The sequence below is a fragment of the Serratia sp. LTN-2 genome, assembly GCF_059740205.1.
The window spans coordinates 23,752-50,589 of record NZ_JCAXDO010000009.1 but is presented as its reverse complement, the minus strand read 5'-3'; the positions used below and the strand labels follow the sequence as shown (position 1 = coordinate 50,589).

The 26,838-nt window shown below is 60.7% G+C and carries 26 protein-coding genes, 1 other RNA gene and 1 pseudogene; 12 read left to right on the top strand and 16 right to left on the bottom strand.

Annotated features, from left to right (window positions below):
- Positions 1-40 precede the first annotated feature (40 nt).
- The 5 genes from zapE to sspB all read left to right on the top strand — a co-directional run bounded on the left by zapE (position 41) and on the right by sspB (position 3,753).
- On the top strand, positions 41-1,168 hold the full coding sequence (gene zapE / locus AC6BYQ_RS17410; RefSeq protein ID WP_498057267.1) for a cell division protein ZapE: 1,128 nt from the start codon (positions 41-43) through the stop codon (positions 1,166-1,168).
- A gap of 275 nt (positions 1,169-1,443) precedes the next feature.
- Positions 1,444-1,872, top strand: coding sequence for a 50S ribosomal protein L13 (gene rplM / locus AC6BYQ_RS17405; RefSeq protein ID WP_004937079.1), 429 nt, complete (start codon positions 1,444-1,446; stop codon positions 1,870-1,872).
- Positions 1,873-1,887: 15 nt separating this feature from the next.
- On the top strand, positions 1,888-2,280 hold the full coding sequence (gene rpsI / locus AC6BYQ_RS17400; RefSeq protein WP_004937080.1) for a 30S ribosomal protein S9: 393 nt from the start codon (positions 1,888-1,890) through the stop codon (positions 2,278-2,280).
- Positions 2,281-2,605: 325 nt separating this feature from the next.
- A complete protein-coding gene (sspA, locus tag AC6BYQ_RS17395; RefSeq protein ID WP_004937082.1) occupies positions 2,606-3,247 on the top strand; it encodes a stringent starvation protein SspA in 642 nt (213 codons plus the stop codon).
- A 5-nt stretch (positions 3,248-3,252) separates the two neighbouring features.
- On the top strand, positions 3,253-3,753 hold the full coding sequence (sspB, locus tag AC6BYQ_RS17390; RefSeq protein ID WP_004937084.1) for a ClpXP protease specificity-enhancing factor: 501 nt from the start codon (positions 3,253-3,255) through the stop codon (positions 3,751-3,753).
- A gap of 64 nt (positions 3,754-3,817) precedes the next feature.
- Here the strand turns inward: sspB and AC6BYQ_RS17385 are convergent, their stop codons facing one another.
- The 3 genes from AC6BYQ_RS17385 to gltB all read right to left on the bottom strand — a co-directional run bounded on the left by AC6BYQ_RS17385 (position 3,818) and on the right by gltB (position 10,356).
- Complete coding sequence (locus AC6BYQ_RS17385) at positions 3,818-4,297, bottom strand: hypothetical protein (protein ID WP_019453125.1); 480 nt, start codon at positions 4,295-4,297, stop codon at positions 3,818-3,820.
- 165 nt (positions 4,298-4,462) lie between these two features.
- Positions 4,463-5,881 (bottom strand): glutamate synthase small subunit, encoded by a 1,419-nt coding sequence (locus AC6BYQ_RS17380; protein ID WP_019453124.1) that lies wholly within the window; start codon positions 5,879-5,881, stop codon positions 4,463-4,465.
- A 14-nt stretch (positions 5,882-5,895) separates the two neighbouring features.
- Entirely contained in the window at positions 5,896-10,356 is a 4,461-nt protein-coding gene (gene gltB, locus AC6BYQ_RS17375) for a glutamate synthase large subunit (protein WP_498057266.1), read from the bottom strand.
- 692 nt (positions 10,357-11,048) lie between these two features.
- Between gltB and mnmL the strand changes: the two genes are divergently transcribed.
- The 4 genes from mnmL (at position 11,049) to mtgA (ending at position 16,038) form a co-directional block, all read left to right on the top strand.
- Positions 11,049-11,987 (top strand): tRNA modification radical SAM protein MnmL/YtqA, encoded by a 939-nt coding sequence (gene mnmL / locus AC6BYQ_RS17370; RefSeq protein ID WP_498057265.1) that lies wholly within the window; start codon positions 11,049-11,051, stop codon positions 11,985-11,987.
- 92 nt (positions 11,988-12,079) lie between these two features.
- The gene (gene arcB, locus AC6BYQ_RS17365; protein WP_498057264.1) at positions 12,080-14,419 is read left to right on the top strand and encodes an aerobic respiration two-component sensor histidine kinase ArcB; all 2,340 of its coding nucleotides are present in this window, start codon (positions 12,080-12,082) and stop codon (positions 14,417-14,419) included.
- A 237-nt stretch (positions 14,420-14,656) separates the two neighbouring features.
- The gene (elbB, locus tag AC6BYQ_RS17360; protein WP_019453120.1) at positions 14,657-15,310 is read left to right on the top strand and encodes an isoprenoid biosynthesis glyoxalase ElbB; all 654 of its coding nucleotides are present in this window, start codon (positions 14,657-14,659) and stop codon (positions 15,308-15,310) included.
- Positions 15,307-16,038, top strand: a complete 732-nt coding sequence (gene mtgA, locus AC6BYQ_RS17355; RefSeq protein WP_019453119.1) for a monofunctional biosynthetic peptidoglycan transglycosylase — start codon at positions 15,307-15,309, stop codon at positions 16,036-16,038. Before elbB ends, mtgA begins: the two co-directional genes overlap by 4 nt.
- A 39-nt stretch (positions 16,039-16,077) precedes the next feature.
- Here the strand turns inward: mtgA and dolP are convergent, their stop codons facing one another.
- Genes dolP through AC6BYQ_RS17335 form a run of 4 tightly spaced genes read right to left on the bottom strand, consistent with a single transcriptional unit; the run spans position 16,078 to position 19,694 of the window.
- Positions 16,078-16,653: a division/outer membrane stress-associated lipid-binding lipoprotein gene (dolP, locus tag AC6BYQ_RS17350; protein WP_021505102.1), complete on the bottom strand. Its 576-nt coding sequence runs from the start codon at positions 16,651-16,653 to the stop codon at positions 16,078-16,080.
- Positions 16,654-16,662: 9 nt separating this feature from the next.
- Entirely contained in the window at positions 16,663-17,253 is a 591-nt protein-coding gene (gene diaA, locus AC6BYQ_RS17345; RefSeq protein WP_004937103.1) for a DnaA initiator-associating protein DiaA, read from the bottom strand.
- 51 nt (positions 17,254-17,304) lie between these two features.
- Positions 17,305-17,658 (bottom strand): YraN family protein, encoded by a 354-nt coding sequence (locus AC6BYQ_RS17340; protein ID WP_019453117.1) that lies wholly within the window; start codon positions 17,656-17,658, stop codon positions 17,305-17,307.
- Positions 17,655-19,694 carry a penicillin-binding protein activator gene (locus AC6BYQ_RS17335; RefSeq protein WP_498057263.1) on the bottom strand — a complete coding sequence of 680 codons (2,040 nt, stop codon included), beginning with the start codon at positions 19,692-19,694 and terminating at the stop codon, positions 17,655-17,657. Before AC6BYQ_RS17335 ends, AC6BYQ_RS17340 begins: the two co-directional genes overlap by 4 nt.
- A gap of 62 nt (positions 19,695-19,756) precedes the next feature.
- On the opposite strand from AC6BYQ_RS17335, the gene rsmI reads away from it, so the two are divergent.
- A complete protein-coding gene (rsmI, locus tag AC6BYQ_RS17330) occupies positions 19,757-20,620 on the top strand; it encodes a 16S rRNA (cytidine(1402)-2'-O)-methyltransferase (protein WP_004937108.1) in 864 nt (287 codons plus the stop codon).
- A gap of 41 nt (positions 20,621-20,661) precedes the next feature.
- Positions 20,662-21,039, top strand: an RNA gene (gene rnpB, locus AC6BYQ_RS17325) — RNase P RNA component class A.
- Between the two features lie 62 nt (positions 21,040-21,101).
- Here rnpB and AC6BYQ_RS17320 read toward each other — a convergent pair.
- Positions 21,102-21,803, bottom strand: coding sequence for a pirin family protein (locus AC6BYQ_RS17320; RefSeq protein WP_198636880.1), 702 nt, complete (start codon positions 21,801-21,803; stop codon positions 21,102-21,104).
- A gap of 107 nt (positions 21,804-21,910) precedes the next feature.
- On the opposite strand from AC6BYQ_RS17320, the gene AC6BYQ_RS17315 reads away from it, so the two are divergent.
- On the top strand, positions 21,911-22,807 hold the full coding sequence (locus AC6BYQ_RS17315; protein WP_004937113.1) for a LysR family transcriptional regulator: 897 nt from the start codon (positions 21,911-21,913) through the stop codon (positions 22,805-22,807).
- Between the two features lie 51 nt (positions 22,808-22,858).
- Here AC6BYQ_RS17315 and AC6BYQ_RS17310 read toward each other — a convergent pair whose 3' ends face one another.
- The 8 genes and pseudogenes from AC6BYQ_RS17310 to AC6BYQ_RS17275 form a co-directional block, all read right to left on the bottom strand.
- On the bottom strand, positions 22,859-23,845 hold the full coding sequence (locus AC6BYQ_RS17310) for a glutathione S-transferase family protein (RefSeq protein WP_498057262.1): 987 nt from the start codon (positions 23,843-23,845) through the stop codon (positions 22,859-22,861).
- A 70-nt stretch (positions 23,846-23,915) separates the two neighbouring features.
- Positions 23,916-24,311 carry a DoxX family protein gene (locus AC6BYQ_RS17305; RefSeq protein ID WP_025160115.1) on the bottom strand — a complete coding sequence of 132 codons (396 nt, stop codon included), beginning with the start codon at positions 24,309-24,311 and terminating at the stop codon, positions 23,916-23,918.
- A gap of 296 nt (positions 24,312-24,607) precedes the next feature.
- The gene (locus tag AC6BYQ_RS17300) at positions 24,608-24,895 is read right to left on the bottom strand and encodes a YqjK-like family protein (RefSeq protein ID WP_019453112.1); all 288 of its coding nucleotides are present in this window, start codon (positions 24,893-24,895) and stop codon (positions 24,608-24,610) included.
- Entirely contained in the window at positions 24,892-25,293 is a 402-nt protein-coding gene (locus AC6BYQ_RS17295; RefSeq protein ID WP_015379160.1) for a phage holin family protein, read from the bottom strand. Before AC6BYQ_RS17295 ends, AC6BYQ_RS17300 begins: the two co-directional genes overlap by 4 nt.
- Before the next feature lie 2 nt (positions 25,294-25,295).
- On the bottom strand, positions 25,296-25,601 hold the full coding sequence (locus AC6BYQ_RS17290; RefSeq protein ID WP_004937125.1) for an ElaB/YgaM/YqjD family protein: 306 nt from the start codon (positions 25,599-25,601) through the stop codon (positions 25,296-25,298).
- Positions 25,602-25,765: 164 nt separating this feature from the next.
- Entirely contained in the window at positions 25,766-26,137 is a 372-nt protein-coding gene (locus tag AC6BYQ_RS17285; protein WP_019453111.1) for a DUF1090 domain-containing protein, read from the bottom strand.
- Between the two features lie 242 nt (positions 26,138-26,379).
- Entirely contained in the window at positions 26,380-26,754 is a 375-nt protein-coding gene (mzrA, locus tag AC6BYQ_RS17280) for an EnvZ/OmpR regulon moderator MzrA (protein WP_004937130.1), read from the bottom strand.
- A pseudogene (locus tag AC6BYQ_RS17275) lies at positions 26,751-26,838 on the bottom strand (DedA family protein); the annotation flags it as partial. The gene mzrA and the pseudogene AC6BYQ_RS17275, both read right to left, overlap by 4 nt.

The window sequence follows — 26,838 nt, the reverse complement described above, 5'->3', positions numbered from 1 at the left end:
GCTAAATAATTTCTAAGCGTTCTTAGGGAACATCGAACAGATGCAGGCACTATCACCGTTATCTCGTTACCAGCAGGCGCTGGATGCGGGGGAATATCAGGCCGATGAGGTTCAACGCCGGGCCGTCACTCAACTGGATCGCATTTATCAGGCCCTGCTGCAAAAACCGGCGGGGAGCGCACCTGCCGGCGGGCTGCGCGGCAAGCTCAGCCGTTTGCTGGGCAAGGGCGGCGAAACGGCGCCGCAGCGTCCGGTGCAGGGGCTGTATATGTGGGGCGGCGTCGGGCGCGGCAAAACCTGGCTGATGGACATGTTTTTCCACAGCCTGCCGGGCGATCGCAAAATGCGTCTGCACTTCCACCGCTTCATGCTGCGGGTGCATGAAGAGCTGACCGAGCTGCAAGGGCAGGAAAACCCGCTGGAAATCGTCGCCGACGGCTTCAAGGCCGAAACCGACGTGCTGTGCTTCGACGAGTTCTTCGTGTCCGACATCACCGACGCCATGCTGCTGGCCACGCTGCTGCAGGCGCTGTTCGCGCGCGGCATCACCCTGGTGGCCACCTCGAACATTCCGCCGGACGATCTGTACCGCAACGGCCTGCAGCGGGCGCGTTTTCTGCCGGCCATCGATCTCATCAACGAATACTGCGACGTGATGAACGTCGACGCCGGCATCGACTATCGCCTGCGCACCCTGACCCAGGCGCACCTCTACCTGACGCCGCTGGGCGAACAAACGCGCGAGACCCTGGATCGGATGTTCGTCAAGCTGGCGGGCAAGGCGGGGGAGGAGGCGCCGGTGCTGCAGATTAACCATCGGCCGCTGCAGGCGATCCGTTCGGTGGACGGCGTGCTGGCGGTAGATTTCCACACGCTGTGCGAAGAGGCACGCAGCCAGCTGGACTATATTGCGCTGTCGCGGCTGTATCACAGCGTGATCCTGTATAATGTGCAGGTGATGGGGCCGCTTAAAGAGAATACCGCGCGCCGTTTCCTGGCGTTGGTGGACGAATTCTACGAGCGGCACATCAAGCTGGTGATCGGTGCCGAAGCGTCGATGTTCGAAATCTATCAGGGCGTGCAACTGAAATTTGAATTCCAGCGCTGCCTGTCGCGCCTGCAGGAAATGCAGAGCGAAGAGTACCTCAAGCTGCCGCATCTGCCCTGAGTCTGCCGGGCTTGCCGCCGCCGTATCGCCGGTTGTCCGCCACCGGCGATAAATTTATTTTCCATTCAAAAACCGTTCGATCTTTGTGAGCGACTTCTCTATAATCTTGCGACCCCACGTTACAACAAAGTTTTTTTTCCCAAAAACTTTATAGTGCCGGCAATGGCTATTCGAAGGGGTAGGTTTGCTGGACTTGTATGGTCGTGTGAGCCTCAACTGTTTTCGAGCGTTTGGGTGTTCACCAACGTGTAACTAATTATTGGGTAAGCTTTCTAATGAAAACTTTTACAGCTAAACCAGAAACCGTAAAACGCGACTGGTACGTTGTTGATGCAGATGGTAAAACTTTAGGCCGTCTCGCTACTGAACTGGCTCGTCGCCTGCGCGGCAAGCATAAAGCGGAATACACCCCGCACGTGGATACCGGTGATTACATCATCGTTCTGAACGCTGACAAAGTTGCTGTAACCGGCAACAAGCGTACAGACAAAGTGTACTACCACCACACCGGCCACATCGGTGGTATCAAGCAAGCGACCTTTGAAGAGATGATTGCCCGCCGTCCTGAGCGCGTGATTGAAATCGCGGTTAAAGGCATGCTGCCAAAGGGCCCGCTGGGTCGTGCTATGTTCCGTAAACTGAAAGTTTACGCGGGCACCGAGCACAATCACGCGGCACAGCAACCGCAAGTTCTGGACATTTAATCGGGATTAATGGCAATGGCTGAAAATCAATACTACGGCACTGGTCGCCGCAAAAGCTCCGCCGCTCGCGTCTTCATCAAGCCGGGCAACGGTAACATCGTTATCAACCAGCGCAGCCTGGAACAGTACTTCGGTCGCGAAACTGCCCGCATGGTAGTTCGTCAGCCGCTGGAGCTGGTCGACATGGTTGGCAAACTGGACCTGTACATCACCGTTAAAGGTGGTGGTATCTCCGGTCAAGCTGGCGCTATCCGTCACGGTATCACCCGTGCACTGATGGAGTACGATGAGACTCTGCGTTCTGAACTGCGTAAAGCTGGCTTCGTCACCCGTGACGCTCGTCAGGTTGAACGTAAGAAAGTCGGCCTGCGTAAAGCACGTCGTCGTCCGCAGTTCTCCAAGCGTTAATTTTCGCTGCTTCGGCAGTGCGATTTACGCAAAAAACCCGGTGCTTCACCGGGTTTTTTTATGCCTGAAATCCGCCGTCCCCGACTAAAATCTGTGGCATATCAGACAATTCAACATGAATTCGCCGCAGCGTCCCCACAAAACAAGCAAAATCTGGTAAACTATCACCCACTTTTGCGCCTGTTCGCCGTGCAGTTGACCGCCTGGGCCGGTTTTTCATGGGCTCGGGTCGCGCTGCGTGCTGCCGGCCTGCGGCAAGATTATTCAGGATAGCAGCCTGTCAGTTGGCTATTCGCAGTATTTTCTAGATAACTTGGAGGTTTTCATGGCTGTCGCTGCCAACAAACGTTCGGTAATGACGCTGTTCTCTGGCCCGACCGACATTTTTAGCCATCAAGTACGCATCGTACTGGCGGAGAAAGGTGTCAGCGTCGAGATCGAGCAGGTCGAAATGGATAACCTGCCGCAAGATCTGATTGACCTCAACCCTTACCAGACGGTGCCTACGCTGGTCGATCGCGAACTGACCCTGTATGAATCCCGCATCATCATGGAATACCTGGATGAGCGTTTCCCGCACCCGCCGCTGATGCCGGTTTACCCGGTTGCCCGTGGCGAGAGCCGTCTGATGATGCTGCGCATCGAGAAGAACTGGTACTCGCTGATGGACAAGATCGAGAAAAGCAGCGGTCAGGAAGCGGAGTCCGCCCGCCGCCAACTGCGCGAAGAGCTGCTGGCGATCGCGCCGATCTTCGGTCAGGCGCCGTATTTCATGAGCGAAGAGTTCAGCCTGGTGGATTGCTACCTGGCGCCGCTGTTGTGGCGTCTGCCGCAGCTGGGCATCGAATTGAGCGGCGCCGGCTCCAAAGAGCTGAAAGGCTATATGACCCGCGTCTTTGAACGCGACGCTTTCCTGGCTTCCCTGACCGAAGCCGAGCGTGAAATGCGCCTGCAAACCCGGGGCTAAGCGCGATGGACATGTCTCAGATGACGCCGCGTCGCCCGTATCTGCTGCGGGCGTTCTACGACTGGCTGCTGGATAACCAGCTGACGCCGCACCTGGTGGTCGACGTGACTCGCCCTGATGTTCAGGTGCCGATGGAATTCGCGCGTGACGGCCAGATCGTGCTGAATATCGCGCCGCGCGCGGTAGGCAACCTGGCGTTGGGCAACGAAGACGTGCAGTTCAACGCGCGCTTCGGCGGCGTGCCGCGTCAGGTTTCGGTGCCGATGGCCGCCGTGCTGGCGATCTATGCGCGTGAAAACGGCGCCGGCACGATGTTCGAACCGGAAGCCGCCTACGACGAGAGCGAAGGCGTGTTCGAAGGTCTGGACAATGAGACGATCCCTTCGGAAACGCTGATGTCAGTGATCGACGGCGATCGCCCGGATACTGCGGAAGACAACGGCCCGGATGACGAGCCGCCGCAGCCGCCGCGCGGTGGCCGCCCGGCGCTGCGCGTGGTGAAATAATCCCACCAGAGCGAACGAAAAAGCACCCTAAGGGGTGCTTTTTTTTTTGCCCGGCAGAAGCGGGTCAGCCTTTCAGGGCGGCAATGCAGGCATCGCGGGGCGCGCTGAGATCGCCGACGCGCACGGTAGAGAGGGCGCGGGTTGCGCGCTGGCGGAAACTGGTGATGGCGGTGTCGCCTTGCACCTCCGGCGGCGCGGTGCAGATGTCATTGAGCGGCAGATCGTTGCCTTGGTTGAGCGCCTGCAACACCGCCGCCGGATTGTAGATCAGGGCCGCGGAAAGGGCCGATTTGATACCGGCGGTAAAGCCGGCGTTGCCGCCGCCGGCCAGCTTGGGCGCCAGGGCAATCCAGTTGTCGTCCCCCAGCCGGATGCTGTTTTCTACGGCGCTGAACTGCCCGGCCTTACCCAACTGCGCCACGACCGGCCGCGCGCCGCGCGCTTCGATATTGTAACCGACCTCCTGCGAATCCGGCGCCATGGCTGAAGCGCTGAAACTGGCGGCCAGCAGCGCGCCGGCCAACAGGGAAATGGAGCATTTCATGTTCGCTATCCTTATCTCGGTGTCAGGCGCAGCCGCGCCCCGCAATGGTGCTAACTCAATACTATAGCGCGTTGAGGCGGTAAGGAGAGGGGAGGTTGTTACAAAGCGTGGCAGGCTAAAAACAGAGGCCCGTCAATGTGCCGGGCCTCGGATGGTACGGGAGGTTTACACTTCCAGGTAGTTCATGATGCCGTCTGCCGCTTTGCGGCCTTCGGCGATCGCCGTCACCACCAGGTCGGAGCCGCGCACCGCGTCGCCACCGGCGAAGATTTTCGGGTTGCTGGTCTGGAACGCGTTGTCGTTGCCTTCCGGTGCCAGGATGCGGCCCTGTTTGTCGAGCTGCACGTCATGCGCCGCCAGCCAGTCCATGCGGTGCGGGCGGAAGCCGAACGCCATCACCACCGCATCGGCGTCGATCACGTGCTCGGAACCCGGCACCTGCTCCGCCGCCTGACGGCCGTTGGCATCCGGCGCGCCTAACTGAGTGCGCACCATTTTCACTCCGGCTACGCGGCCGGCGCTGTTCAGTTCGATGCTCAGCGGTTGTAGGTTGAACTGGAAGTCCACCCCTTCTTCCCGGGCGTTCTTCACTTCGCGCTTCGAGCCCGGCATGTTGGCTTCGTCGCGGCGGTAGGCGCAGGTGACCTGCGTCGCGCCCTGACGTACCGAGGTGCGCACGCAGTCCATGGCGGTATCGCCGCCGCCCAGCACCACCACGCGTTTGCCTTCCATGCTGACATAAGGCTCGTGCTGCTCGGTTTCATACCCCATCAGCTGCTTGGTGTTGGCGATGAGGAACGGCAGTGCGTCGTACACGCCCTGCGCCTCCTCGTTCTCCAGGCCGCCGCGCATTGACTGATAGGTACCGACGCCGAGGAACACCGCATCGTACTCGCTCAGCAAAGTCTCCATGCTGACGTCTTTGCCCACTTCGGTATTCAACTGGAACTCGATGCCCATCTCGCTGAAGATGCCGCGGCGTTTGATCATCACGTCCTTTTCCAGCTTGAAGGCCGGGATACCGAAGGTCAGCAGGCCGCCGATCTCCGGATGACGATCATACACCACCGCTTTGACACCGTTGCGGGTCAGCACGTCGGCGCAGGCCAGCCCGGCGGGGCCGGCGCCGACGATCGCCACGCGCTTGCCGGTTGGCTGCACGTGCGACATGTCCGGCTTCCAGCCCATTTCGATGGCCTTATCGCTGATGTAGCGCTCGATATTGCCGATGGTGACCGCGCCGAACTCGTCGTTCAGGGTGCAGGAGCCTTCGCACAGGCGATCCTGCGGGCATACGCGGCCGCACACTTCCGGCAGGCTGTTGGTCTGATGCGCCAGGTCCGCCGCTTCCATGATGCGGCCTTCGTTGGCCAGCTTCAGCCAGTTCGGGATGTAGTTGTGCACCGGGCACTTCCACTCGCAATACGGGTTGCCGCAGGACAGACAGCGATCCGCCTGGGCCTTGGCCTGGGTTTCCGAAAACGGTTCGTAGATCTCGACGAACTCGATTTTGCGGATTTTCAGCGGTTTCTTTGGCGGATCAACACGCTGCAGGTCGATAAATTGATAAACGTTCTGGCTCATTAATGACCTACCTCTTACTGCGCCTGCACCCGCAGCTCGGCTGCGGAACGGCTACGGTGACCCAACAGCGCTTTGACATCGCTGGACTTCGGTTTGACCAGGGCGAACTTCGGCGCCCACTCCGGCCAGTTGGCCAGGATCTCTTCCGCGCGGGAAGAGCCGGTCGCCTGCACGTGTTCGGTGATCAGGCCGCGCAGGTGCTCCTCGTGGATCGCCAGCTGATCGACATCCAGCACTTCCACCAGCTCCGGGTTCACGCGCTTGCGGAACTCGCCGTCTTCGTCCAGCACGTAGGCGAAGCCGCCGGTCATGCCGGCACCGAAGTTGATGCCGGTTTTACCCAGCACGCAGACGATGCCGCCGGTCATGTATTCACAGCCGTTGTCGCCGATGCCTTCCACCACGGTGATGGCGCCGGAGTTGCGCACCGCGAAACGTTCGCCCGCGCGGCCGGCGGCGAACAGTTTGCCGCCGGTGGCGCCGTACAGGCAGGTGTTGCCGACGATGCTGGCTTCATGGCTGCGGAAGGCGGAGCCGATCGGCGGACGCACCGCGATGCTGCCGCCGGCCATGCCTTTACCGACATAGTCGTTGGCGTCGCCGGTCAGGGTCAGCTCGACGCCGCCGGCGTTCCAGACGCCGAAGCTCTGCCCGGCGGTGCCGGAGAAGTGCGCCTTGATCGGATCGGCCGCCATGCCCTGATCGCCGTGCGCGTTGGCGATAGCGCCGGACAGCATGGCGCCCACGGAGCGGTCAGTGTTGCGAATGTCGAAGTAGAAGGTTTTGCCCTGTTTCGCTTCGATGTGCGGCTGCGCCTGCGCCAGCAGCTCTTTGTTCAGCAGGCCCTTGTCGAACGCCGGGTTGCTGCTTTCGGTGCAGTACACCGCTTTGCCCGGATGCGGCGTGGCGGTTTTCAGCAGCGGCGACAGATCCAGCTTGTTCTGCTTGGCGGAAATGCCGTCCAGTTCGGTCAGGAACTCGGTGCGGCCGATCAGATCCACCAGCTGGCTCACGCCCAGCTGCGCCATGATCTCGCGGGTTTCACGCGCGATAAACTGGAAGTAATTCGTCACGCGTTCCGGCAGGCCGTGGTAGTGATCGCGGCGCAGTTTGTCGTCCTGAGTCGCGACGCCGGTCGCGCAGTTGTTGAGATGGCAGATGCGCAGGTATTTGCAGCCCAGCGCCACCATTGGCCCGGTGCCGAAGCCGAAGCTTTCCGCGCCCAGGATCGCCGCTTTGACGATGTCCACGCCGGTTTTCAGGCCGCCGTCCACCTGCAGGCGGATCTTGTGGCGCAGGCCGTTGGCCACCAGCGCCTGCTGGGTTTCCACCAGGCCCAATTCCCACGGACAGCCGGCGTATTTCACCGAGGACAGCGGGCTGGCGCCGGTGCCGCCGTCGTAACCGGCGATGGTGATGAGATCGGCATAGGCTTTCGCCACGCCGGTGGCGATGGTGCCGACGCCCGGTTCGGACACCAGTTTCACCGAGATCACCGCCTTCGGATTGACCTGCTTCAGGTCGAAGATCAGCTGCGCCAGATCTTCGATCGAGTAGATATCGTGGTGCGGCGGCGGGGAGATCAGGGTCACGCCCGGCACCGAGTAACGCAGTCTGGCGATATACGGGGTGACTTTGTCGCCCGGCAGCTGGCCGCCTTCGCCCGGCTTGGCGCCCTGCGCCACCTTAATCTGGATCACATCGGCGTTCACCAGATAGGCCGGCGTCACGCCGAAGCGGCCGGAGGCCACCTGTTTGATGCGCGACACCTTGTTGGTGCGGTAGCGCGCCGGATCTTCGCCGCCTTCGCCGGAGTTGGAGAAACCGCCGAGGCCGTTCATGGCGATCGCCAGCGACTCGTGCGCTTCCGGGCTCAGTGCGCCGATCGACATCGCCGCGGTGTCGAAGCGTTTGAACAGCGACTCCGCCGGTTCAACCTGATCGACCGGGATCGGTTCGCCTTTCGGCGTGATGGCCAGCAGATCGCGCAGCATGGCGACCGGCCGCTCGTTCACCAGCTTGGCGTAGACTTGATAGTCGCTGTACTCGCCGCTGTGCACCGCTTTTTGCAGTGAGTTCACCACGTCCGGGTTGTAAGCGTGGTATTCGCCGCCGTGCACGAACTTCAGCAGGCCGCCTTGCTCCAGCGGTTTGCGTTTCAGCCAGGCGCGCTTGGAAAGGTTCTGCAGATCCTGCTGGAAGTCGCTGAAGCTGGCGCCGCCGATGCGGCTGACCACGCCCTGGAAGCACAGATCTGCCAGATCGCGGTGCAGGCCGACCGCTTCGAACAGCTTGGAACAGCGGTAAGAGGCGATGGTCGAGATGCCCATTTTGGACATGATCTTGTACAGGCCCTTGTTGATGCCGTTGCGGTAGTTCAGCATCACGTCGCGGTATTTCTTGTCGATCGCCTGGCTGTCCACCAGCTTGGCCAGGGTTTCATAGGCCAGATACGGGTAGATGGCGGTCGCGCCGAAGCCGAGCAGCACGGCGAAGTGGTGCGGATCGCGGGCGCTGGCGGTTTCAACGATCAGGTTGGCGTCGCAGCGCAGGCTTTTCTCCACCAGGCGGGTTTGTACGGCGCCAACTGCCATCGGGGCCGGTACCGGCAGGCGGCCGGGCGCGATGGCGCGGTCGGACAGCACCAGCAGCACCGCGCCTTCGCGCACCTTGCGTTCCGCTTCGTCGCACAGGGCGCGAATGGTCTGCTCCAGATCCTGCTGTTGCGGATCGAAGGTCAGATCGAGGGTCTCGGCGCGATAGTATTCGCCTTCCAGCGTGGTGAGCTGTTTGAAATCGGAGTACAGCAGGATCGGCGATTTGAAGCTCAGGCGGTGCGCCTGGCCTTCGGCTTCGCAGAACACGTTCATTTCACGGCCGATGCTGGTGGCCAGCGACATGACGTGCGCTTCGCGCAGCGGATCGATAGGCGGGTTGGTGACCTGCGCGAACTGCTGGCGGAAATAGTCGTAAACGATGCGCGGCCGGCTGGAGAGCACGGCGAACGGGGTATCGTCGCCCATCGAGCCGGTGGCTTCCTGGCCGATCTCGCCCAGCACGCGGATCACCTGATCCAGCTCTTCGCTGCTGTAGCCGAACTGTTTCTGGTAGGTCTCGAGCTGTGCGTCGTCGAGCTCGCGGCTGCCGACCTGGTCGTCCGGCAGATCTTCGAACGGCACCAGACGTTTGACGTTTTTCTCCATCCACTCTTTATACGGATGGCGGCTTTTCAGATCGTTGTCGGTTTCCGCCGAGTGCAGGATACGGCCGCTGCGGGTGTCGATCACCATCAGCTCGCCGGGGCCGACGCGGCCTTTTTCCACCACTTCGTCCGGCTGGTAATCCCAGATGCCGACTTCGGAGGCACAGGTGATCAGCTTGTCTTTGGTGATCACGTAGCGCGCCGGGCGCAGGCCGTTGCGATCGAGGTTACAGGCGGCGTAGCGGCCGTCGGACATCACGATGCCGGCCGGGCCGTCCCACGGCTCCATGTGCATCGAGTTGAAGTCGAAGAAGGCGCGCAGATCGCCGTCCATGTCCGGGTTGTTCTGCCAGGCCGGCGGCACCAGCAGGCGCATGGCGCGGATGAGATCCATCCCGCCCGCCAGCAGCAGCTCCAGCATGTTGTCCAGCGAGCTGGAGTCGGAGCCGGTTTCGTTGACGAACGGCGCGGCGGCCTGCAGATCCGGGATCAGCGGCGTTTGGAATTTATAGGTACGGGCGCGCGCCCATTGGCGGTTGCCGGTGATGGTGTTGATTTCGCCGTTGTGCGCCAGGTAGCGGAACGGCTGCGCCAGCGGCCAGCGCGGCACGGTGTTGGTGGAGAAACGCTGGTGGAACAGGCAAATGGCCGATTCCAGGCGCAGGTCCGCCAGATCGAGATAGAAGCGCGGCAGATCCGCAGGCATGCAGAGGCCTTTATAGATCGTCACAAGGTTGGAGAAGCTGCAGACGTAAAAACTGTTGTCCTGCACGCGTTTCTCGATGCGACGGCGCGCCACGAACAGGCGGCGTTCCATATCGCGCGGGCGCCAGCCGGCCGGGGCGTTAACGAAGATTTGCTCGATGCGCGGCAGGGAGGAGAGGGCGATTTCACCCAGCACGTCCGGGTTGGTCGGCACTTCACGCCAGCCGACGATCGACAGCGTTTCGTTTTGCAGCTCTTCTTCCACGATGCGGCGGCTGAGGCGCGCTTCCTCTTCATTCTGGCTGAGGAACATCATGCCGACGGCGTAGTTCTTGGCCAAGCGCCAGCCGCGCTCTTCCGCCACCATGCGGAAGAAGCGATCGGGTTTTTGCAGCAACAGGCCGCAGCCGTCGCCGGTCTTGCCGTCGGCCAGGATCGCGCCGCGGTGCTGCATGCGGGCCAGCGCGTGAATGGCGGTGCGCACCACCTTGTGGCTAGGTTCGCCTTCTATGTGGGCGATCAGGCCGAAACCACAGTTGTCCCTCTCTTGGGATTTATCGTACAACATATCAGTGAACCTCCCCAGGCTCTGCGTGACTCTCACAACCTACTGCGAGGGGGCTTCCCAATTTCAGGCAGAAGTCCAATCAGCAAGTTAACCCCGCCAATCTGCTTTTCCGCCCTCCATCAATGGCCTCTCGTGACGGTCTCACAAGTGGTATAGGACTTGTTTTAAGAGGGAGTCTTCAATTACTGCATAAATATGACGAGACGTTTGCCCGTCCAGAAAGCTTCCAGCGGACTTCCAACTTAGCGAGAAAGAATTCGCAGGTCAAATGTGGGCTTAAGATAGATTCTTATCGAATTGATGATGTTTATTTATTTGAAAAATAAGTATTTTAATGCATTTTTGCACTATCGTGGGGCAACACGGATCCCCGCAGAAGTGTGAGCTGTCTCACTATAGTGCAACCCCTTAATCTCTGCACCATGCTAGTGCGGGGGTTAATGACAGAGTTTTATTCTATAAGATATTGCTTTGTTGATGTTTATGACTATTTTTCACCGCATTGTCATATTGCCGTTAACGGTTGCGTGACGATTAGAATAATTCATCAGAATTATAGTGAATTTATTTGCGTTTATGATGAATGGTTATGCGTGATGGCGCCTTGCGGGGAAAGCGTTGATCTCTGTCATCGCGGGAAAAACCGTTTCTTATTAGCATCGCGGCTTTGAACACAGAGAATCACCAAGATTATGCAGTTGCCGCAATTAGTCAATATGTTTGGCGCGGATCTCCAGCGCCGCTATGGCGAAAAGATCCATAAACTCACGCTACACGGCGGATTCAGCTGCCCAAACCGCGACGGCACGCTGGGACGCGGTGGCTGTACATTTTGCAACGTCGCGTCGTTCGCCGATGAAACGATGCAGCAGCAGAGCATCGCCGAACAGCTGGCGCGGCAGGCCGTGCGGGTCGACCGGGCGCGGCGCTATCTGGCCTATTTCCAGGCCTATACCAGCACCTATGCGGAGGTCGAACTGCTGGCGTCGATGTATCGGCAGGCGCTGGCGCAGAGCGACATGGTCGGCCTGTGCGTCGGCACCCGGCCGGACTGCGTGCCGCCCGCCGCGTTGGACCTGCTGGCGGGCTACCGCGAACAAGGCTATGAAGTGTGGCTGGAACTGGGGCTGCAGACGGCGCACGATAAAACGCTAAAGCGCATCAACCGCGGCCATGATTTCCGCTGCTATCAGCAGACCGCACGGCTGGCTCGACAGCGCGGTCTGAAGGTGTGCTGCCATCTGATCGTCGGGCTGCCGGGAGAAACCCAGCGCGATCATCTGCTCACGCTGCAGCAGGTGACGCAGACCGGTGTCGACGGCATCAAGCTCCACCCGCTGCACGTCGTCACCGGCAGCACCCTGGCGCGGGCTTGGCAGGCCGGGCGTTTGTCCGAACTGGCGCTGGAGAATTATGCCGCCAGCGCCGGGGAGATGATCCGCCATACGCCGGGGGACGTGGTGTACCACCGCCTTTCCGCCAGCGCCCGCCGGCCTACGCTGCTGGCGCCGCTGTGGTGCGAAAACCGCTGGAGCGGCATGCAGGCGGTCGGCGCTTATCTGCAACGGCACGGCGGGCAGGGCAGCGCGCTGGATGAAAAGCGGCGCTACCGCCCTGGCATGCCGCTCTGAAGTGCAATCTTTGCCACACTTCGGCGTTTGTCGCCTTATCTCACCGCTGTTTTACGGTATGATTCAAAAGATTGTGTCTGATGGGAGCCGCTATGAAGCAAATCCGGGTGTTGGCCCAGTACTACGTCGATTTAATGGTAAAACTGGGGTTGGTGCGCTTCTCGCTGCTGCTGGCCTCGGCGCTGGTGGTGCTGGCGATGGTGGTGCAGATGGCGGTGACCATGCTGCTGCGCGGCGAAGTGGAAAGCATCGACGTGGTGCGTTCGATCTTCTTCGGCCTGCTGATCACCCCGTGGGCGGTCTATTTCCTCTCTGTGGTGGTGGAGCAGCTGGAGGAGTCGCGCCAACGGCTGGCGCGGTTGGTGGACAAGCTGGAGGAGATGCGCCACCGCGATCTGGAGCTCAACCAGCAGCTTAAAGACAATATCAGCCAGCTGAACCAGGAGATCGCCGACCGTATCAAGGCGGAAGAAGAGCGCCTGCAGGTGATGGAAAAGCTGACGGAAGAGATGGAACAGCGCGAACTGGCGCAGATTGAGCTGGGCCAGCAATCGGCGCTGTTGCGTTCCTTCCTCGATGCCTCGCCGGATCTGGTTTATTACCGCAACGAAGACAAAGAATTTTCCGGTTGCAACCGCGCGATGGAGCTGCTGACCGGCAAGAGCGAGAAGCAGTTGATCGGCCTGACGCCGTTCGACGTCTACGGCCAGGAGATCGCCGAAAAGGTGATCGAAACCGACGAGAAGGTGTTCCGCCACAACGTCTCGCTGACCTACGAACAGTGGTTAGTGTATCCCGATGGCCGCAAGGCCTGTTTCGAGCTGCGCAAGGTGCCGTTTTACGACCGGGTGGGCAAACGCCACGGCCTGATGGGCTTCGGCCGCGATATTACCGAGCGTAAGCGCTACCAGGACGCGCTGGAGAATGCCAGCAGGGAGAAGACCACCTTTATCTCAACGATCAGCCACGAGCTGCGTACGCCGCTTAACGGCATCGTCGGCCTGAGCCGCATCCTGCTCGATACCGAGCTGAACGATGAGCAGCTGAAATACCTGAAGACCATTCACGTCAGCGCCATCACCCTCGGCAACATCTTCAACGACATTATCGAAATGGATAAGCTCGAGCGGCGCAAGGTGCAGCTCGACAACCAACCGGTGGACTTCACCGGCTTCCTGGCGGATTTGGAGAACCTCTCGGGCCTGCTGGCGCAGCCGAAAGGGCTGCAGTTCGTCATGGAGCCGCAGACGCCGCTGCCGCAGCAGATCGTGACCGACGGCACCCGCCTGCGGCAGATCCTGTGGAACCTGATCGGCAACGCGGTGAAATTTACCCAGCAGGGCAAAATCGTGGTGCGCGTGCGGCGCGAGGCGCCGGAGAAGCTGGTGTTCGAGGTGGAAGACTCGGGCATGGGCATCCCGCAGGATGAGCAGGACAAGATCTTCGCCATGTATTATCAGGTGAAAGATCAGCGCGGTGGCCGCCCGGCCACCGGCACCGGCATCGGGCTGGCGGTCTCCAAGCGGCTGGCGCAGAGCATGGGCGGCGACATCACCGTGCGCAGCGAACAGGGGCACGGCTCTTGCTTCACCCTGACCATCAAGGCGCCGGCGGTGCAGGAAGCCGTCAGCGCGGTGCCGGAGGAAGAGGAGCTGCCGTTGCCGGCGCTGCACATCCTGCTGGTGGAGGATATCGAACTGAACGTGATCGTGGCGCGCTCGGTGCTGGAGAAGCTGGGCAACAGCGTCGAGGTGGCGATGAACGGCCACGACGCGCTGGCGATGTTCGATCCGGACGAGTTCGATCTGGTGCTGCTGGACATCCAACTGCCGGACATGACCGGGCTGGATATCGCCCGGGCGCTGCGTGAGCGCTATGCCGGGCAGGCGCTGCCGCCGCTGGTGGCCCTGACCGCCAACGTGCTGAAAGACAAAAAAGAGTATCTCGAGGCGGGCATGGACGATGTGCTGAGCAAGCCGTTGTCGGTGCCGGCGCTGACCCAGGTCATCAAACACTATTGGGATCATCAACCTTCTCACACTTCTAAGAAAACGGAGCATAAGGCGATGCAGATTAATGAGTCGTTACTCGATACCGCGATGCTGGAGCAGTACATGGACCTGGTTGGCCCGCAGTTGATCCACCAAAGCCTGGAGATGTTCGAACAGATGATGCCGGGCTATCTGGCGGTGCTGGATTCCAACATGACGGCGCGCGATCAGAAAGGCATCACCGAGGAAGGGCACAAGATCAAGGGCGCCGCCGGTTCGGTCGGTCTGCGCCACCTGCAGCAGCTGGCACAACAAATTCAAACGCCTACGCTGCCGGCCTGGTGGGATAACGTGCAGGATTGGGTGGATGAGTTGAAACAAGAGTGGCGCAACGATGTGCAGGTGCTGCGGGCTTGGGTTGAGAACGCTGAAAAAAAATGACCCCGACCTAAGCCGGGGTGCGCGAATATTGCGCCAACACCAGGGAAATTGTGAACCTGCGTATTGGTTTCAGTGTTCTGGTCGAGCAGGTTGTAGCGAATTCCTAAACATCATACAGCCAACAACATAGCAAATGTAAGCGCTCTTGTTAGAAGATTCATTAAAATGTGTGATGTAGATTAGTGTTTGTCAACTCCGAGCACGAACCAGTTGACAGCAGCGACAGGAGTAAGAGTGATGAAAAAGGTGGGTGTCGTCCTCAGCGGCAGCGGCGTTTATGACGGTACAGAGATCCATGAAGCGGTGTTGACGCTGCTGGCGTTGGACCGCGCCGGCGCCCAGGCGGTGTGCTTTGCGCCGGATAAACCTCAACGCCATGTTATCAATCACTTATCCGGTGATGAGATGGCGGAGTCGCGCAATGTCCTGATTGAATCGGCGCGCATCGCCCGCGGCGCTGTGCAGCCGCTGGCGCTGGCGGAAGCCGCGCAGCTGGATGCGCTGATCGTGCCCGGCGGCTTCGGCGCCGCCAAGAATCTCAGCAATTTCGCCGAAGCCGGCGCGGAATGTTGGGTCGATGAAGATTTGGCGCGCCTGACGCGCGAGATGCATAAGGCCAACAAACCAATTGGCCTGATGTGCATCGCGCCGGCGCTGTTGCCGAAGCTGCTGGATCAACAAGCGCGGCTGACCATTGGCAACGATCCCGACCTGGGGGAAGTGATTGACGCCATGGGCGGAGAGCCGGTGATTTGCCCGGTGGACGACATCGTGGTGGACCGCGAACATAAGATCGTGACCACGCCGGCCTATATGCTGGCGCCGTCGATCGCGCAGGCGGCCCTCGGCATCGACAAACTGGTGGCGCGGGTGCTGGAACTGGCTGAATGAGAAAATCGCTCGGCGGATGGCGGCGGCTGCGCCCTTGGTATTGGCTGAAGCGCGGCGTCATCGCGATTATCGGCCTGTGGGTGCTGGGCATTGTGGCCTTTGCTTTCCTGCCGGTGCCGTTTTCCGCCGTGATGGTGGAGCGGCAAGTCAGCGCCTGGTTGAGCGGCGACTTCGGCTACGTCGCTCATTCTGACTGGGTGTCGATGGACGATATCTCGCCGCAGATGGCGCTGGCGGTGATGGCGGCGGAGGATCAGAAGTTTCCCGATCATTGGGGCTTCGACGTGGCGGCCATTGAAAAGGCGCTCAGCCACAACGAGAAACGCCCGACGCGCATCCGCGGCGCGTCCACGCTGTCGCAGCAAACCGCCAAGAATCTGTTTCTGTGGGATGGCCGCAGCTGGCTGCGCAAAGGGCTGGAGGCCGGGCTGACGTCGGGCATCGAGCTGGTGTGGACCAAGCGGCGCATTCTGACGGTGTATCTGAACATCGTAGAGTTCGGCGATGGGGTGTTCGGCGTGGAGGAGGCTTCACAACGCTTTTTCCATAAGCCGGCCAAGCGCCTGACCGCGGCCGAAGCGGCGCTGCTGGCGGCGGTATTGCCGAATCCGCACCGTTTCAGGGCCGATGCGCCGTCCGGCTATGTGGTGCAGCGTCAACAGTGGATCATGCGCCAGATGCGGCAGTTGGGCGGGGAAACGTTTTTACGCGAGAACAAGCTGGATTAAGCGAGCGGGAACGGCGTAGCGCCGCTCCCGCAGAGAGGATTACTTCACATAGGTAAAGGCGGTAGTGACGTGCTTCACGCCGCTGACCTGGCTGGCGATCTGCGCCGCCGATTGCCCTTCCTGCTGCGTGACCAGGCCCAGCAAGAACACTTCGCCGTTTTCGGTGGTGACCTTCACGTTGGACGATTTCACCGTATCGCTGGTCAACAGCTGCGAACGCACCTTGGTGGTGATCCAGGTGTCGGAGGAGGCGGTGCTCAGGCTGACCGGCGTGCCCTGGCGGATTTCGTTATACACTTCGGTGGTGCCTTCCACGCCCATGGCGATCTGCTTGGCGCGCGCGGTGAGGTCGGCGTTAGGCGACTGACCGGTCAACAGCACCTTGCCCTGATAGGCGGTGGCGACCACCCGGGCTTCTTTCTTCAACTGCTGGTCTTTGCTCAGGGCGCTCTCGACCCTGGCTTCCAGCGTGCCGTCATCTACCTGAGTCCCTACGCTGCGCGGGTCGGTGGCGGTTTTGGTGGCGACGGCCGCACTGCCGACGACGACGCCGGCGATACAGCCTTGCAACAGCAGGGCGCTGGACAGCACTGCAAATGTGGCTTTTAGCTTCATCTCAGTTCCTTAATCGTCCTGGTGGGGGAATAACGTATTGTCTATCAGGTCGCACAGGCAGTTTACGGTAAGCATATGCATTTCCTGAATGCGCGAACTGCGGTGCGACGGGATGCGGATCTCGACATCCTGTTGGCCGAGCAACCCGGCCAGTTCGCCGCCGTCGTAGCCGGTGAGCGCGACGATGGTCATGTCGCGCGTGACGGCCGCTTCGACCGCTTTCACAATATCACGGCTGTTGCCGCGGGTGGAAATCGCCAGCAGCACGTCGCCGGTGTGCCCGAGCGCGCGCACCTGTTTGGCGTACACTTCGTCGTGCAGCCGATCGTTGCTGATCGCCGTCAGCACCACGTTGTCGGCATTGAGGGCGATGGCCGGCAGGCTGGGGCGCTCGGTTTCAAAACGGTTGATCATGCTGGCGGCGAAGTGCTGCGCGTTGGCCGCCGAGGTGCCGTTGCCGCAGCACAGGATTTTGTTGCCGTTGAGTAAGGATTGAACCAGCGTCATCGCCGCGCGGGAAATGGCGTCAGGCAACGCTTCCGCCGCCGCGATCTGGGTTTGGATGCTTTCGGTAAAACAGACTTTAATTCTATCCAGCACGTTGTATTAATCCACTAAGTCAAAGGGCCGGTCTGCGCCGCAAAACCCCGATTAATCCGCATTGAAGGCGTTGGGTATCCATTCTAACTGGCTACCGGTAATGGCCAAAACATCAAAACGGCAAGATGATGTGTCAAAACTGGCTCCGCGTCCCGCCAGCCAGACGGCGGCGGCGTGCAGCAACCGCTGCTGTTTGCGAGAGGTGACGCTGGCGGCCGCGCCGCCGAAAGCGTCGTTGCGGCGGTAGCGCACTTCGACGAACACCCAGGTGGCGCCGTCGCGCATGATGAGGTCGAGCTCACCGCCGCGCACCGCGACGTTGGCGGCGCAGAAGGTGAGCCCGGCGTGTTCCAGATGACGGCGGGCCAGTAACTCATAGCCCGCCCCTGAGGCGCGTGGGTTCAAGAGACCGGGACGACCGTACCCTGACGGTATTGCAGCCAAGGCAGTTTGCGGTTGATCACGCAGTTCGGCGACGCGCTCAGCGTACCGGTGGTGCCGGAAACCTGGAAGCCCGGCAGCTGGCGCATTTCAGCAAAATGGTTGGCCAATGTCCAGGCATCCATCCCCATCGCATACAGGCGCACCAGCGAGTAATCGTTGCGGAAACGCGCGCTGGCCTGCTGCAGCAGCTGAGGGTTTGAGCCGGCCAACAGCGGAATATCGCTGAACTGCAGGCCTTCCATTTCCAGACGGAAGTCCGGGCCGGCGCCGGCCTGGTAGCTGCGCGAGCTGGCGTACATCGCCGGTTTGCCGCGCGAGCTGGTGGCCATGTCGATCATCGGTTTGATCAGCGTCAGCTGGGACTGGGTGGCGACGATATATACCGCGTCGACGCTGCCGCCGGTGGCGGCGGGCACGTCGCTCGGCGGCGCCGGAATGGTCAGCCCGGCGATGGTGACGCTCTGCGGCGCCGGGGCGCTCGACATCGGCGTGCCGGTCATGCGAATGCCGCCGCTGTTCACCATCTGGCGCAGTTCACCGGCGGAGCCGATGTCCTGACGCAGCACGGTTTGACCACCCTGTTTCTGCCATTCCTGGTTAAAGGCCTTGGCGACGCGATCGCCGAAGGCGCCGCGCGGCACCAGCAGCAACGGCTGGCGCTTCTGTTGTTCCCAGATGTGGCGGGCGGCGTCGCGCGCTTCATCTTCTGGCGACAGGGCGAAGTAACAGATGTTCAGGTTGTCCTTCGGCGTTTCCGGCTGGTTGAGCGCCAGCACGTTCAGCGTGGTGGTGCTGGCGGACAGCTGGTCGACGTTCTCTTTCAGCAGCGGCCCGACCACCAGAGTGGCGCCATCCTGCTGCGCCTGGCTCAGCAAGGCGGCCAGCGGCTGGCTGGTAGTGTCGTACACTTTGACCTGCGCATTGGCGGCCTGCAGCGGCGTTACCGGCGCGCTGGACGGTGCGGCGGGTTGCGCGGCGGTCACGGCAGGTTGGCTCTCTTGCGCTGAAGGGCTGACCGCGCCGTTGGCGTTGATGTCACCCGCAGCGGCCTGGTCGGCCGGCGCCGTTTGTGCCGCTGTGACAGCCGGTTGCGCGGCTTGAGGCTGCGGCGCCGGCATGGAACCGCCGTTTTTCGCCGCTTCGAAGCCTTGCTGGATAGCGTCGGCGAACACCTTCGCCTGGCCGTTCAACGGCAGCAGCAGGGCGATTTTCGAGGTAGAGGCCTGGGTGAAGTTCAGCACCTGGTTCAGGCGAGCCGGCAGCGTTTTGGCCGCCGGGTTTTTCGGATAACGGTTCTGCCAATCTTTGATGCCGGCCTTCAGCAGATCGGGATCCTGCTTGTTGTCCTGATAGACGCGCAGCAGATCCAACCAGCCTTGCAGCACGTTTTCATCGGCGTTGATCACCAGGCTGTTCATCTCCTGCGGCGTCAGCTGCAGCAGCGCCTGCCAGGTTTGATCCAGGTTTTCCTGGTGCGGTTTACCGGTCAGCAGCGGCTCCTGCGCGATATAGGCGCGGATCAGCGGCAGCGACGCTTTGCCCTGATTGGCGGCGATCTGCGCCTGGTAGTAACGCACCTTCTGATTCGGCGACAGCGAACCGCTGTCTAGGTGGCCCAGCGTGCTGCGGGCGCTGACGTAGCTCTTGTTGGCGATCTGCAGTTCGGCGGTCAGCAATTGGCGTTCGGTCTGCTGCGCGCCGCTGAGGTTTTTCGGCAGTTGATTCAACTGGTCGCCGGCCTGCGGCAGTTTTCCTTCACGCAGCAAGGCGCGAATAGCAAGTAATTGCCAGTCAGCCTTGTTATCATCGCTGCTTTGCTGCAACTGCTGCAGGTAGTAATCGGAGCTGGCGCTCGCTTCGTCCTGTATATTGGCGGGCGGCGTTTGCGGGGCCCGACTTGGACAGCCCGCCAGGAAAAGGGCGGCGGCGATGACTGCGGTCAGTCGGACAGGCTTGGAACGCCCTGCTTTGGTACGAACGAATGTTGAGGAAAGCATACTGTATCCAGTGATGTTTTTTTCAAGATGCTCAATATTAAATCGGCAACCCGGATGAAACAATGAATCAACACCAACAATCAGTCATTTCTGCATCAACGCTGTATGTGGTGCCCACTCCAATCGGCAATCTGGGCGATATTACCCACCGTGCGTTAGAGGTACTGAAAAGCGTTGATCTGATCGCGGCGGAAGATACGCGCCATACCGGATTGCTGTTGCAACACTTCGCGATCAACGCGCGCCTGTTCGCGCTGCACGATCACAACGAACAGCAAAAGGCCGATCAACTGCTGGCGAAACTGCAGGAAGGCCAGAGCATCGCGCTGGTGTCCGACGCCGGCACGCCATTGATCAACGATCCCGGTTATCACCTGGTACGCCGTTGCCGCGAGGCCGGCATTCGCGTGGTGCCGCTGCCGGGCGCCTGCGCCGCCACGACTGCGCTGTGCGCTGCGGGCGTCGCTTCCGACCGTTTTTGCTACGAAGGCTTCCTGCCGGCGAAAACCAAGGGGCGCAAGGATACGCTGATGGCGCTGGCGGAGGAGCCGCGCACGCTGATTTTCTATGAGTCCACCCATCGTCTGCTGGAAAGCCTGCAGGACATGGTCACCGTCTGGGGCCCGCAGCGCTATGTGGTGCTGGCGCGCGAGCTCACCAAAACCTGGGAATCCATCCACGGCGCGCCGGTGGGCGAACTGCTGGCGTGGGTGCAGGAAGATGAAGTGCGCCGCCGTGGCGAAATGGTGCTGATCGTCGAAGGCCACAAGGCGCAGGAGGATGCGTTGCCGCTCGAGGCGCTGCGCACGCTGGCGCTGCTGCAAAAAGAGCTGCCGCTGAAAAAGGCGGCGGCGCTGGCGGCGGAAATCCACGGCGTGAAGAAAAATGCGCTGTATAAGCACGCGCTGGAGCAACAACAGCCGTAAAGCGGTTGACCTGCCGCCGTCGCGACGCTACTATCCGCGCCGGAGTTGACCAGACAGTCGCCGCTTCATTGCCGTCCTCTTCGGGGAGACAGATGGAGGGGAGGAAAGTCCGGGCTCCATAGGGCAGGGTGCCAGGTAACGCCTGGGAGGCGCAAGCCTACGACTAGTGCAACAGAGAGCAAACCGCCGATGGCCCGCGTAAGCGGGATCAGGTAAGGGTGAAAGGGTGCGGTAAGAGCGCACCGCGCGGCTGGCAACAGTTCGTGGCACGGTAAACTCCACCCGGAGCAAGGCCAAATAGGGGTTCACATGGTACGGCCCGTACTGAACCCGGGTAGGCTGCTTGAGCCAGTGAGCGATTGCTGGCCTAGAGGAATGACTGTCCACGACAGAACCCGGCTTACCGGTCAACTCCCTCGACAAAAGAAAACCCCGCGCAACGTCAGTTGCGCGGGGTTTTTCGTTTTCCGGCCGGTTTGGTTTACACCGGCAGGTCGATCAGCAGCGCGCGCAGCGGCGTCTCGGCGCGGATTGTCAGGCGATTCTCCTCGCGCACGAAGGCACCGTCGCCGCAGGTCAGACGCTGTTCTTCGTGGCGCTCGCCGTTGGCGGTGATGGTGCCGTGGATCGACTGCAAATAAGCGCGCGGCCCGTTAATCGCCAGCGTCAGCTGTTCACCCGCTTGCAGATCGAGATGGTGGATCCAGACCTGCTGGCGCAGCTGCAGGCTGCCCTGCGCGCCGTCCGGCGAGGCCAGCAGCAGGTTGCCTGCCGTCGGCAGCGTCAGGCGCTGCACCCGCTCGTTGCTGCGTTCCGGACAGGCGTCCAGCCACAGCTGCAGACGGGTGAGCGGCGTGTCGCCGCTGACGTTCTGCTCGCTGTAACTCAGGCCCGGCTGGGTGGCCAACAGCAGCGCTTCGCCGGCTTTGGCACGCACCGTGTTACCGTCGCTGTCGCGGTACTCCGCCTCGCCCTGCAGGATCAGGTTCAGGATGTCCACGCTGGGATAGGTGCGCGGCTGGAACGACGCGCCTGGTGCCAGCACCTCCTGATTCAGTACCCGCAGCGAGGCGTAGCCCATCAGTTTGGGATCGAAGTAGTGACCAAAGGAAAAGGTGTAGCGAGCCTGCAGCCAACCAAAGTCAGCTTGCCCGCATTGTTGTGCTGTTCTGCATGTAATCATGGCAATCGGCTCTCTAAATTCATTATCCAAATGGTAAGCATCTGGACGTCGGATTGTTAGCCAGTTAATCTGGTCGGCATATTCAAATTTCCTGACAGAGGGATGTGATGGCCAGAGATCGGGCGCTCACGCTTGAGGCGCTGAGAGTGATGGACGCGATCGACCGGCGTGGCAGTTTCGCCGCGGCCGCCGACGAATTGGGCCGGGTGCCGTCGGCGCTCAGCTACACCATGCAAAAATTGGAAGAAGAATTGGACGTGGTGCTGTTCGACCGTTCGGGCCACCGCACCAAGTTCACCAACGTGGGGCGCATGCTGCTGGAGCGCGGGCGGGTGCTGCTGGAGGCGGCAGACAAGCTGACCACTGACGCCGAAGCGCTGGCGCGCGGTTGGGAAACCCACCTGACCATCGTCAGCGAAGCGTTATCACCGCCGAGCCTGCTGTTCCCGCTGGTCGACAAGCTGGCGCTGAAGGCCAATACCCAGGTGTCGATTTTCACCGAAGTGTTGGCGGGCGCCTGGGAGCGGCTGGAGCAGGGGCGCGCCGACATCGTGATCGCACCGGATATGCATTTCCGCGCATCCTCGGAGATCAACACCCGCAAACTGTACAAGGTGATGAGCGTCTATGTCGCCGCGCCGGATCACCCGATCCATCAGGAGCCGGAGCCGTTGTCCGAGGTGACCCGCGTGAAGTACCGCGGCATCGCCGTGGCGGATACTGCCCGCGAGCGCCCGGTGTTGACCGTTCAGCTGCTGGATAAACAACAACGTCTGACGGTGAGCACCATTGAAGACAAGCGTCTGGCGCTGCTGGCCGGGTTGGGGGTGGCGACCATGCCGTATCCGATGGTGGAGAAAGATATCGAAGCCGGGCGGCTGCGGGTGGTGGGGCCGGAATACAGCCGCGAAGCCGACATCATCATGGCCTGGCGGCGCGACAGCATGGGAGAGGCGAAAGCCTGGTTCCTGCGCGAAATTCCGCGCCTGTTCGCACAGCGTTAACGTTCGTTGAATGACATCCCCTTGCCGGGCGGCAAGGGGATTTTTTTCGTCTTAACCGAAGCGCTGGTCGCGGCCGTGCGGCTCGTCCAGATCCTGCGCCGGCCCGATGGAAATGATGCCGTACGGGTTGATGGTGGCGTGGCTGCGGTAGTAGTGATTGCGAATGTGCGGCAGGCTGACCGTCTCGGCGATGCCCGGCATCTGGTAGATGTCGCGCAGGAAACCGTACAGGTTCAGGTAGTCGCTGATGCGGTTTTTGTCGCACTTGAAGTGGGTGACGTATACCGGATCGAAACGCACCAGCGTGGTCCACAGCCGCAGGTCGGCCTCGGTCAGCCGATCGCCGGTCAGATAGCGGTGCTGCCCCAGGATCTGCTCCAGGCGCTCCAGCGCGCTGAATACCCCGTGGACCGCTTCGTCATACGCTTCCTGGCTGGTGGCGAAACCGGCCTTGTACACGCCGTTGTTCACCCGATCGTAAATCCAACCGTTCAGCTCATCGATCTTGCCGCGCAGCTCGGCCGGGTAGTAATCGCCCGCGCGGGCGCCCACGCCGTCAAACGCGCTGTTGAACATGCGAATGATGTCGGCGGATTCGTTACTGACGATGGTTTGCTGCTGTTTATCCCACAGCACCGGCACGGTCACGCGCCCGCTGTAGTGCGGGTCGGCCCGCAGGTAGATCTGGTACAGGAAGTCGGCGTGATACAGCGGATCGCCGGTGGTCTCAGGAAAATCCTGGCCAAAGGTCCAGCCGTTTTCCAGCATCAGCGGGTGCACCACGGAAACTGGAATGATCTGCTCCAGCCCTTTCAATTTGCGCATCAGCAGCGTGCGGTGCGCCCAGGGGCAGGCGAGAGAAACGTACAGGTGATAACGGCCCGCTTCGGCCTGGAAGCCGCCCGCGCCGTGTTCGCCCGGCTGACCGTCGGCGGTCACCCAATTGCGAAACTGAGCGGTTGAACGTTTGAAACGGCCGCCGGTAGATTTCGTGTCATACCAGATGTCTTGCCAAACGCCATCGACGAGTTGTCCCATGGGAATCTCCTTGGTGTCCGAGTGAAAAACGACAGGGCCCGGCATGCCGGGCCCTGAATGACAGTTTAGATTACCATTTCTTGTTCAGAATACGGTCGATGCTGAAGCCGCCTGGGCCTGCGACTGCCAACACGATGAAGCCGCCGGCGATGGTCAGGTTTTTCATGAACATCAGCTGGTTTACGCCTTCTGCAAAGTCAGTGTGGAACAGCAGCGCGGTCAGGATGGTGAAACCGGCGGTGAACAGCGCCACGGTGCGGGTCAGGAAACCGAACAGGATTGCCAGGCCGCCGCCAAATTCCAGCAGGATGGTCAGCGGCAGCAAGAAGCCAGGTACGCCCATTGATTGCATGTATTGTTGGGTACCGGCGTAGGCGTCACCCATTTTGCCGTAGCCTGCCACGATGAACAGGATTGGCATCAGAATACGAGCAACCAGCAAACCTGTATCTTCTAATTTTTTCATCATCAACTCCAAAAGTGTTTTTGTGCGCCTGTTCGGCGGTAGTCATATCAGCGGGCGGCGTAGCGGGTCTTTGACCCTGTCCGGTCCGTATCGTATTGATGGAGTGAATGTTAAGCGGGAAGTGCTCAGGTTGTTAGCAAGTAAAACTGTCGTAATTTTTCAAAAAATCTGAATCTTTAGCGTGCTAATAAATTGCTGTTGGTCAGCAGGTTGCCCGGCCCCGGGATTAGGCATGCTGTTTCAGGGGGAAAAATGGGGGCAGAGCAACAGGAGGTTTGAAGGAAAAACGCGGCGGCTTACTTGGTAGAGAACGTCTTCTTAAACAGACGGATAGCGCTCCAGGCGCCGAAAGCGCGGCGCGACCAGCGGATCATCTTGCTGGGATGGCGGATGCCGTACAGCGCCATGATGCTGGAACCGAGCACCAGATAGCGGCGCAGGCCAAACACCGTTTGCCAGCCGCGGTCGATGCGTTCGGTCTTTTCCAGCCACAGAGACTTGTGTTCGGCCAGATCCAGACGCTGTTGCTGGATCTGCCGAATCAGCCTCTCTTTCTTCCATTCCAGGTAGCGGCGGCGGCTCATGGTTCGCGCTCCAGCTCGGCGCGGTCCAGCTCCAGCTGCTTGCGCGTGGCGCCCAGCAGCGTGGTGCGACGGGCCTTGACCAGCGTCCAGATGGTGCCGACCACGGCCAGGAACAGCAACACGCCGGTCGTGGCACCCAGCGCCACCAGCCGGTAGACCGGATCGATGGCCCAGAAGATCAGGATCAGCAGGCTCATCAAACCGAAGGCGGTGAACAGCAGCGTCATACCGGCCATGATCAGCAGCTGAATGAGGTTGGCTTTCTCCTCTTCCAGCTCGACGACCGCCAGCCGGACACGGGTTTCCACCATGCCGACCAGGATCGTGATGATGCGCTGACCGATATCCAGGACCCCTTTGGCGGGGCCCTGCGCGCGCACTTGCGGTTGTTCAGCCATGATTAGCGACGCGCGAGCAGCACGCCCAGCACCACGCCGACCGCCGCGCCGATACCGATGCCGGTCCACGGGTTGTCGCGCACGTAGTCGTCGGCTTGGCCGGCGATCTGTTTGGTTTGCGAAGCCAGCTTGTCACCGGCGTCGCTCAGGCGAGCGCGGGTCTCTTTCAGCGCGCCTTCCGCTTTCGAACGCAGCTTCTCCAGCTCGGCTTTCGGCTTGTCGGTGGAGGAGTTCAGCACTTCCTCCAGCGTATCGGCTAAGGACTTCAGTTCAGCGCGTAAGTTTTCTGCATTTGAATCATGTGCCATGTGATTATTCCTTAACGTTTATTTCGACAGACTTTTAACATAGCGGATTTTTTCGCCGGAGCAAAGGGGTGATGACTAGCAGATAACACCAGACATCACTTTCATATGCTTAAGAAATCCCGCGTGATGGGGCTCTCATCGATAAATCCGCTGGTGTAAAAAAATTATTCCGCCTGGGCGCGTTTCAACTCAGCCTGCGCTTCCGCCAGCTTTTGCTGTTTCTTGGCGACCTTGTCCAGCTTGCCGGTTTGCTGCGCTTCTTTCAGTTCTTCCCGGCGTTCGTCAACCTTGCGCTGTTTCTCCGCGATATTTTTCTGGCGTTCGGCCTGCAGGCCGGCTTCGGTGCAGTGGGTCTGCACTTCGCTCAGCGCCTTTTTCAGCCCGTCCACGCGGTGGGTGTTGCCGTGCTGGGTGGCGTAGTCGATTTGTTGTTGGATGCTTTGCGCTTTGGCGGCGCAGCCGCCCTCTGCGGCCGAAGCGAGTGCCGGCAGCGCGCAGAGTGGCAGCAGCAGTAACAGTGAATGGCGTAATTTCATCTTTCAGTTCCTTTTCATGGGATGCCTGCACAGGCATCCGCTTTCCTGACTGCCTAAGACGGCAGCGCGAGAGGAGGGCGTTCATCGCCGGCTGAAGTTACCCTTCAGCATAGTCATGAAACCGGCGTGCCCCCAAAGAATCAGCCGTGGTCTGGTGTCGACTGACTGATTTTTGAGCTAAACGGTGCGAATGAAAATGAAGATAGCGGCAGCGAAAGGAAACCCCTTCATCTGAAGGGGGATTATCCCAGATTGAGTGGGGAACGCGCAAATTCGCGCACCCAATGCGACGGCACCGGAGACTCGCTCAATGCGATGTGGTAACCGGGCGGCAGGATGGTTTGCAACGCTTCGCGCGCCAGCAATTGCTGCTCCGGCGAATCCAGGCGAATGACCAGGCCATCGCCTTCCGGCGTGATGCTCTTGATGCGGATGCCGCGCTCATCGAGGCGCTGGTAGACATAAAATCCGTCGGGCAGCGACAGCCCCTGCTGGCTGGCGCGAATGCGCAGCTCGCTCTCGGTGCGCACCATGCAGGGCACCAACAGCGTCGCCAACGCCAGCAGGGCGAGCGCGATCATCAGGACGTATTGCCAGCGCGGGCGCTTTGCTGTCACGCCCCTTTCCCCGGGTTCTGGCCGCTGGCGCGTTTCTTGCGCCACAGCACGATCAGCGAGCCGACCAGACCGACCACCAGCAAC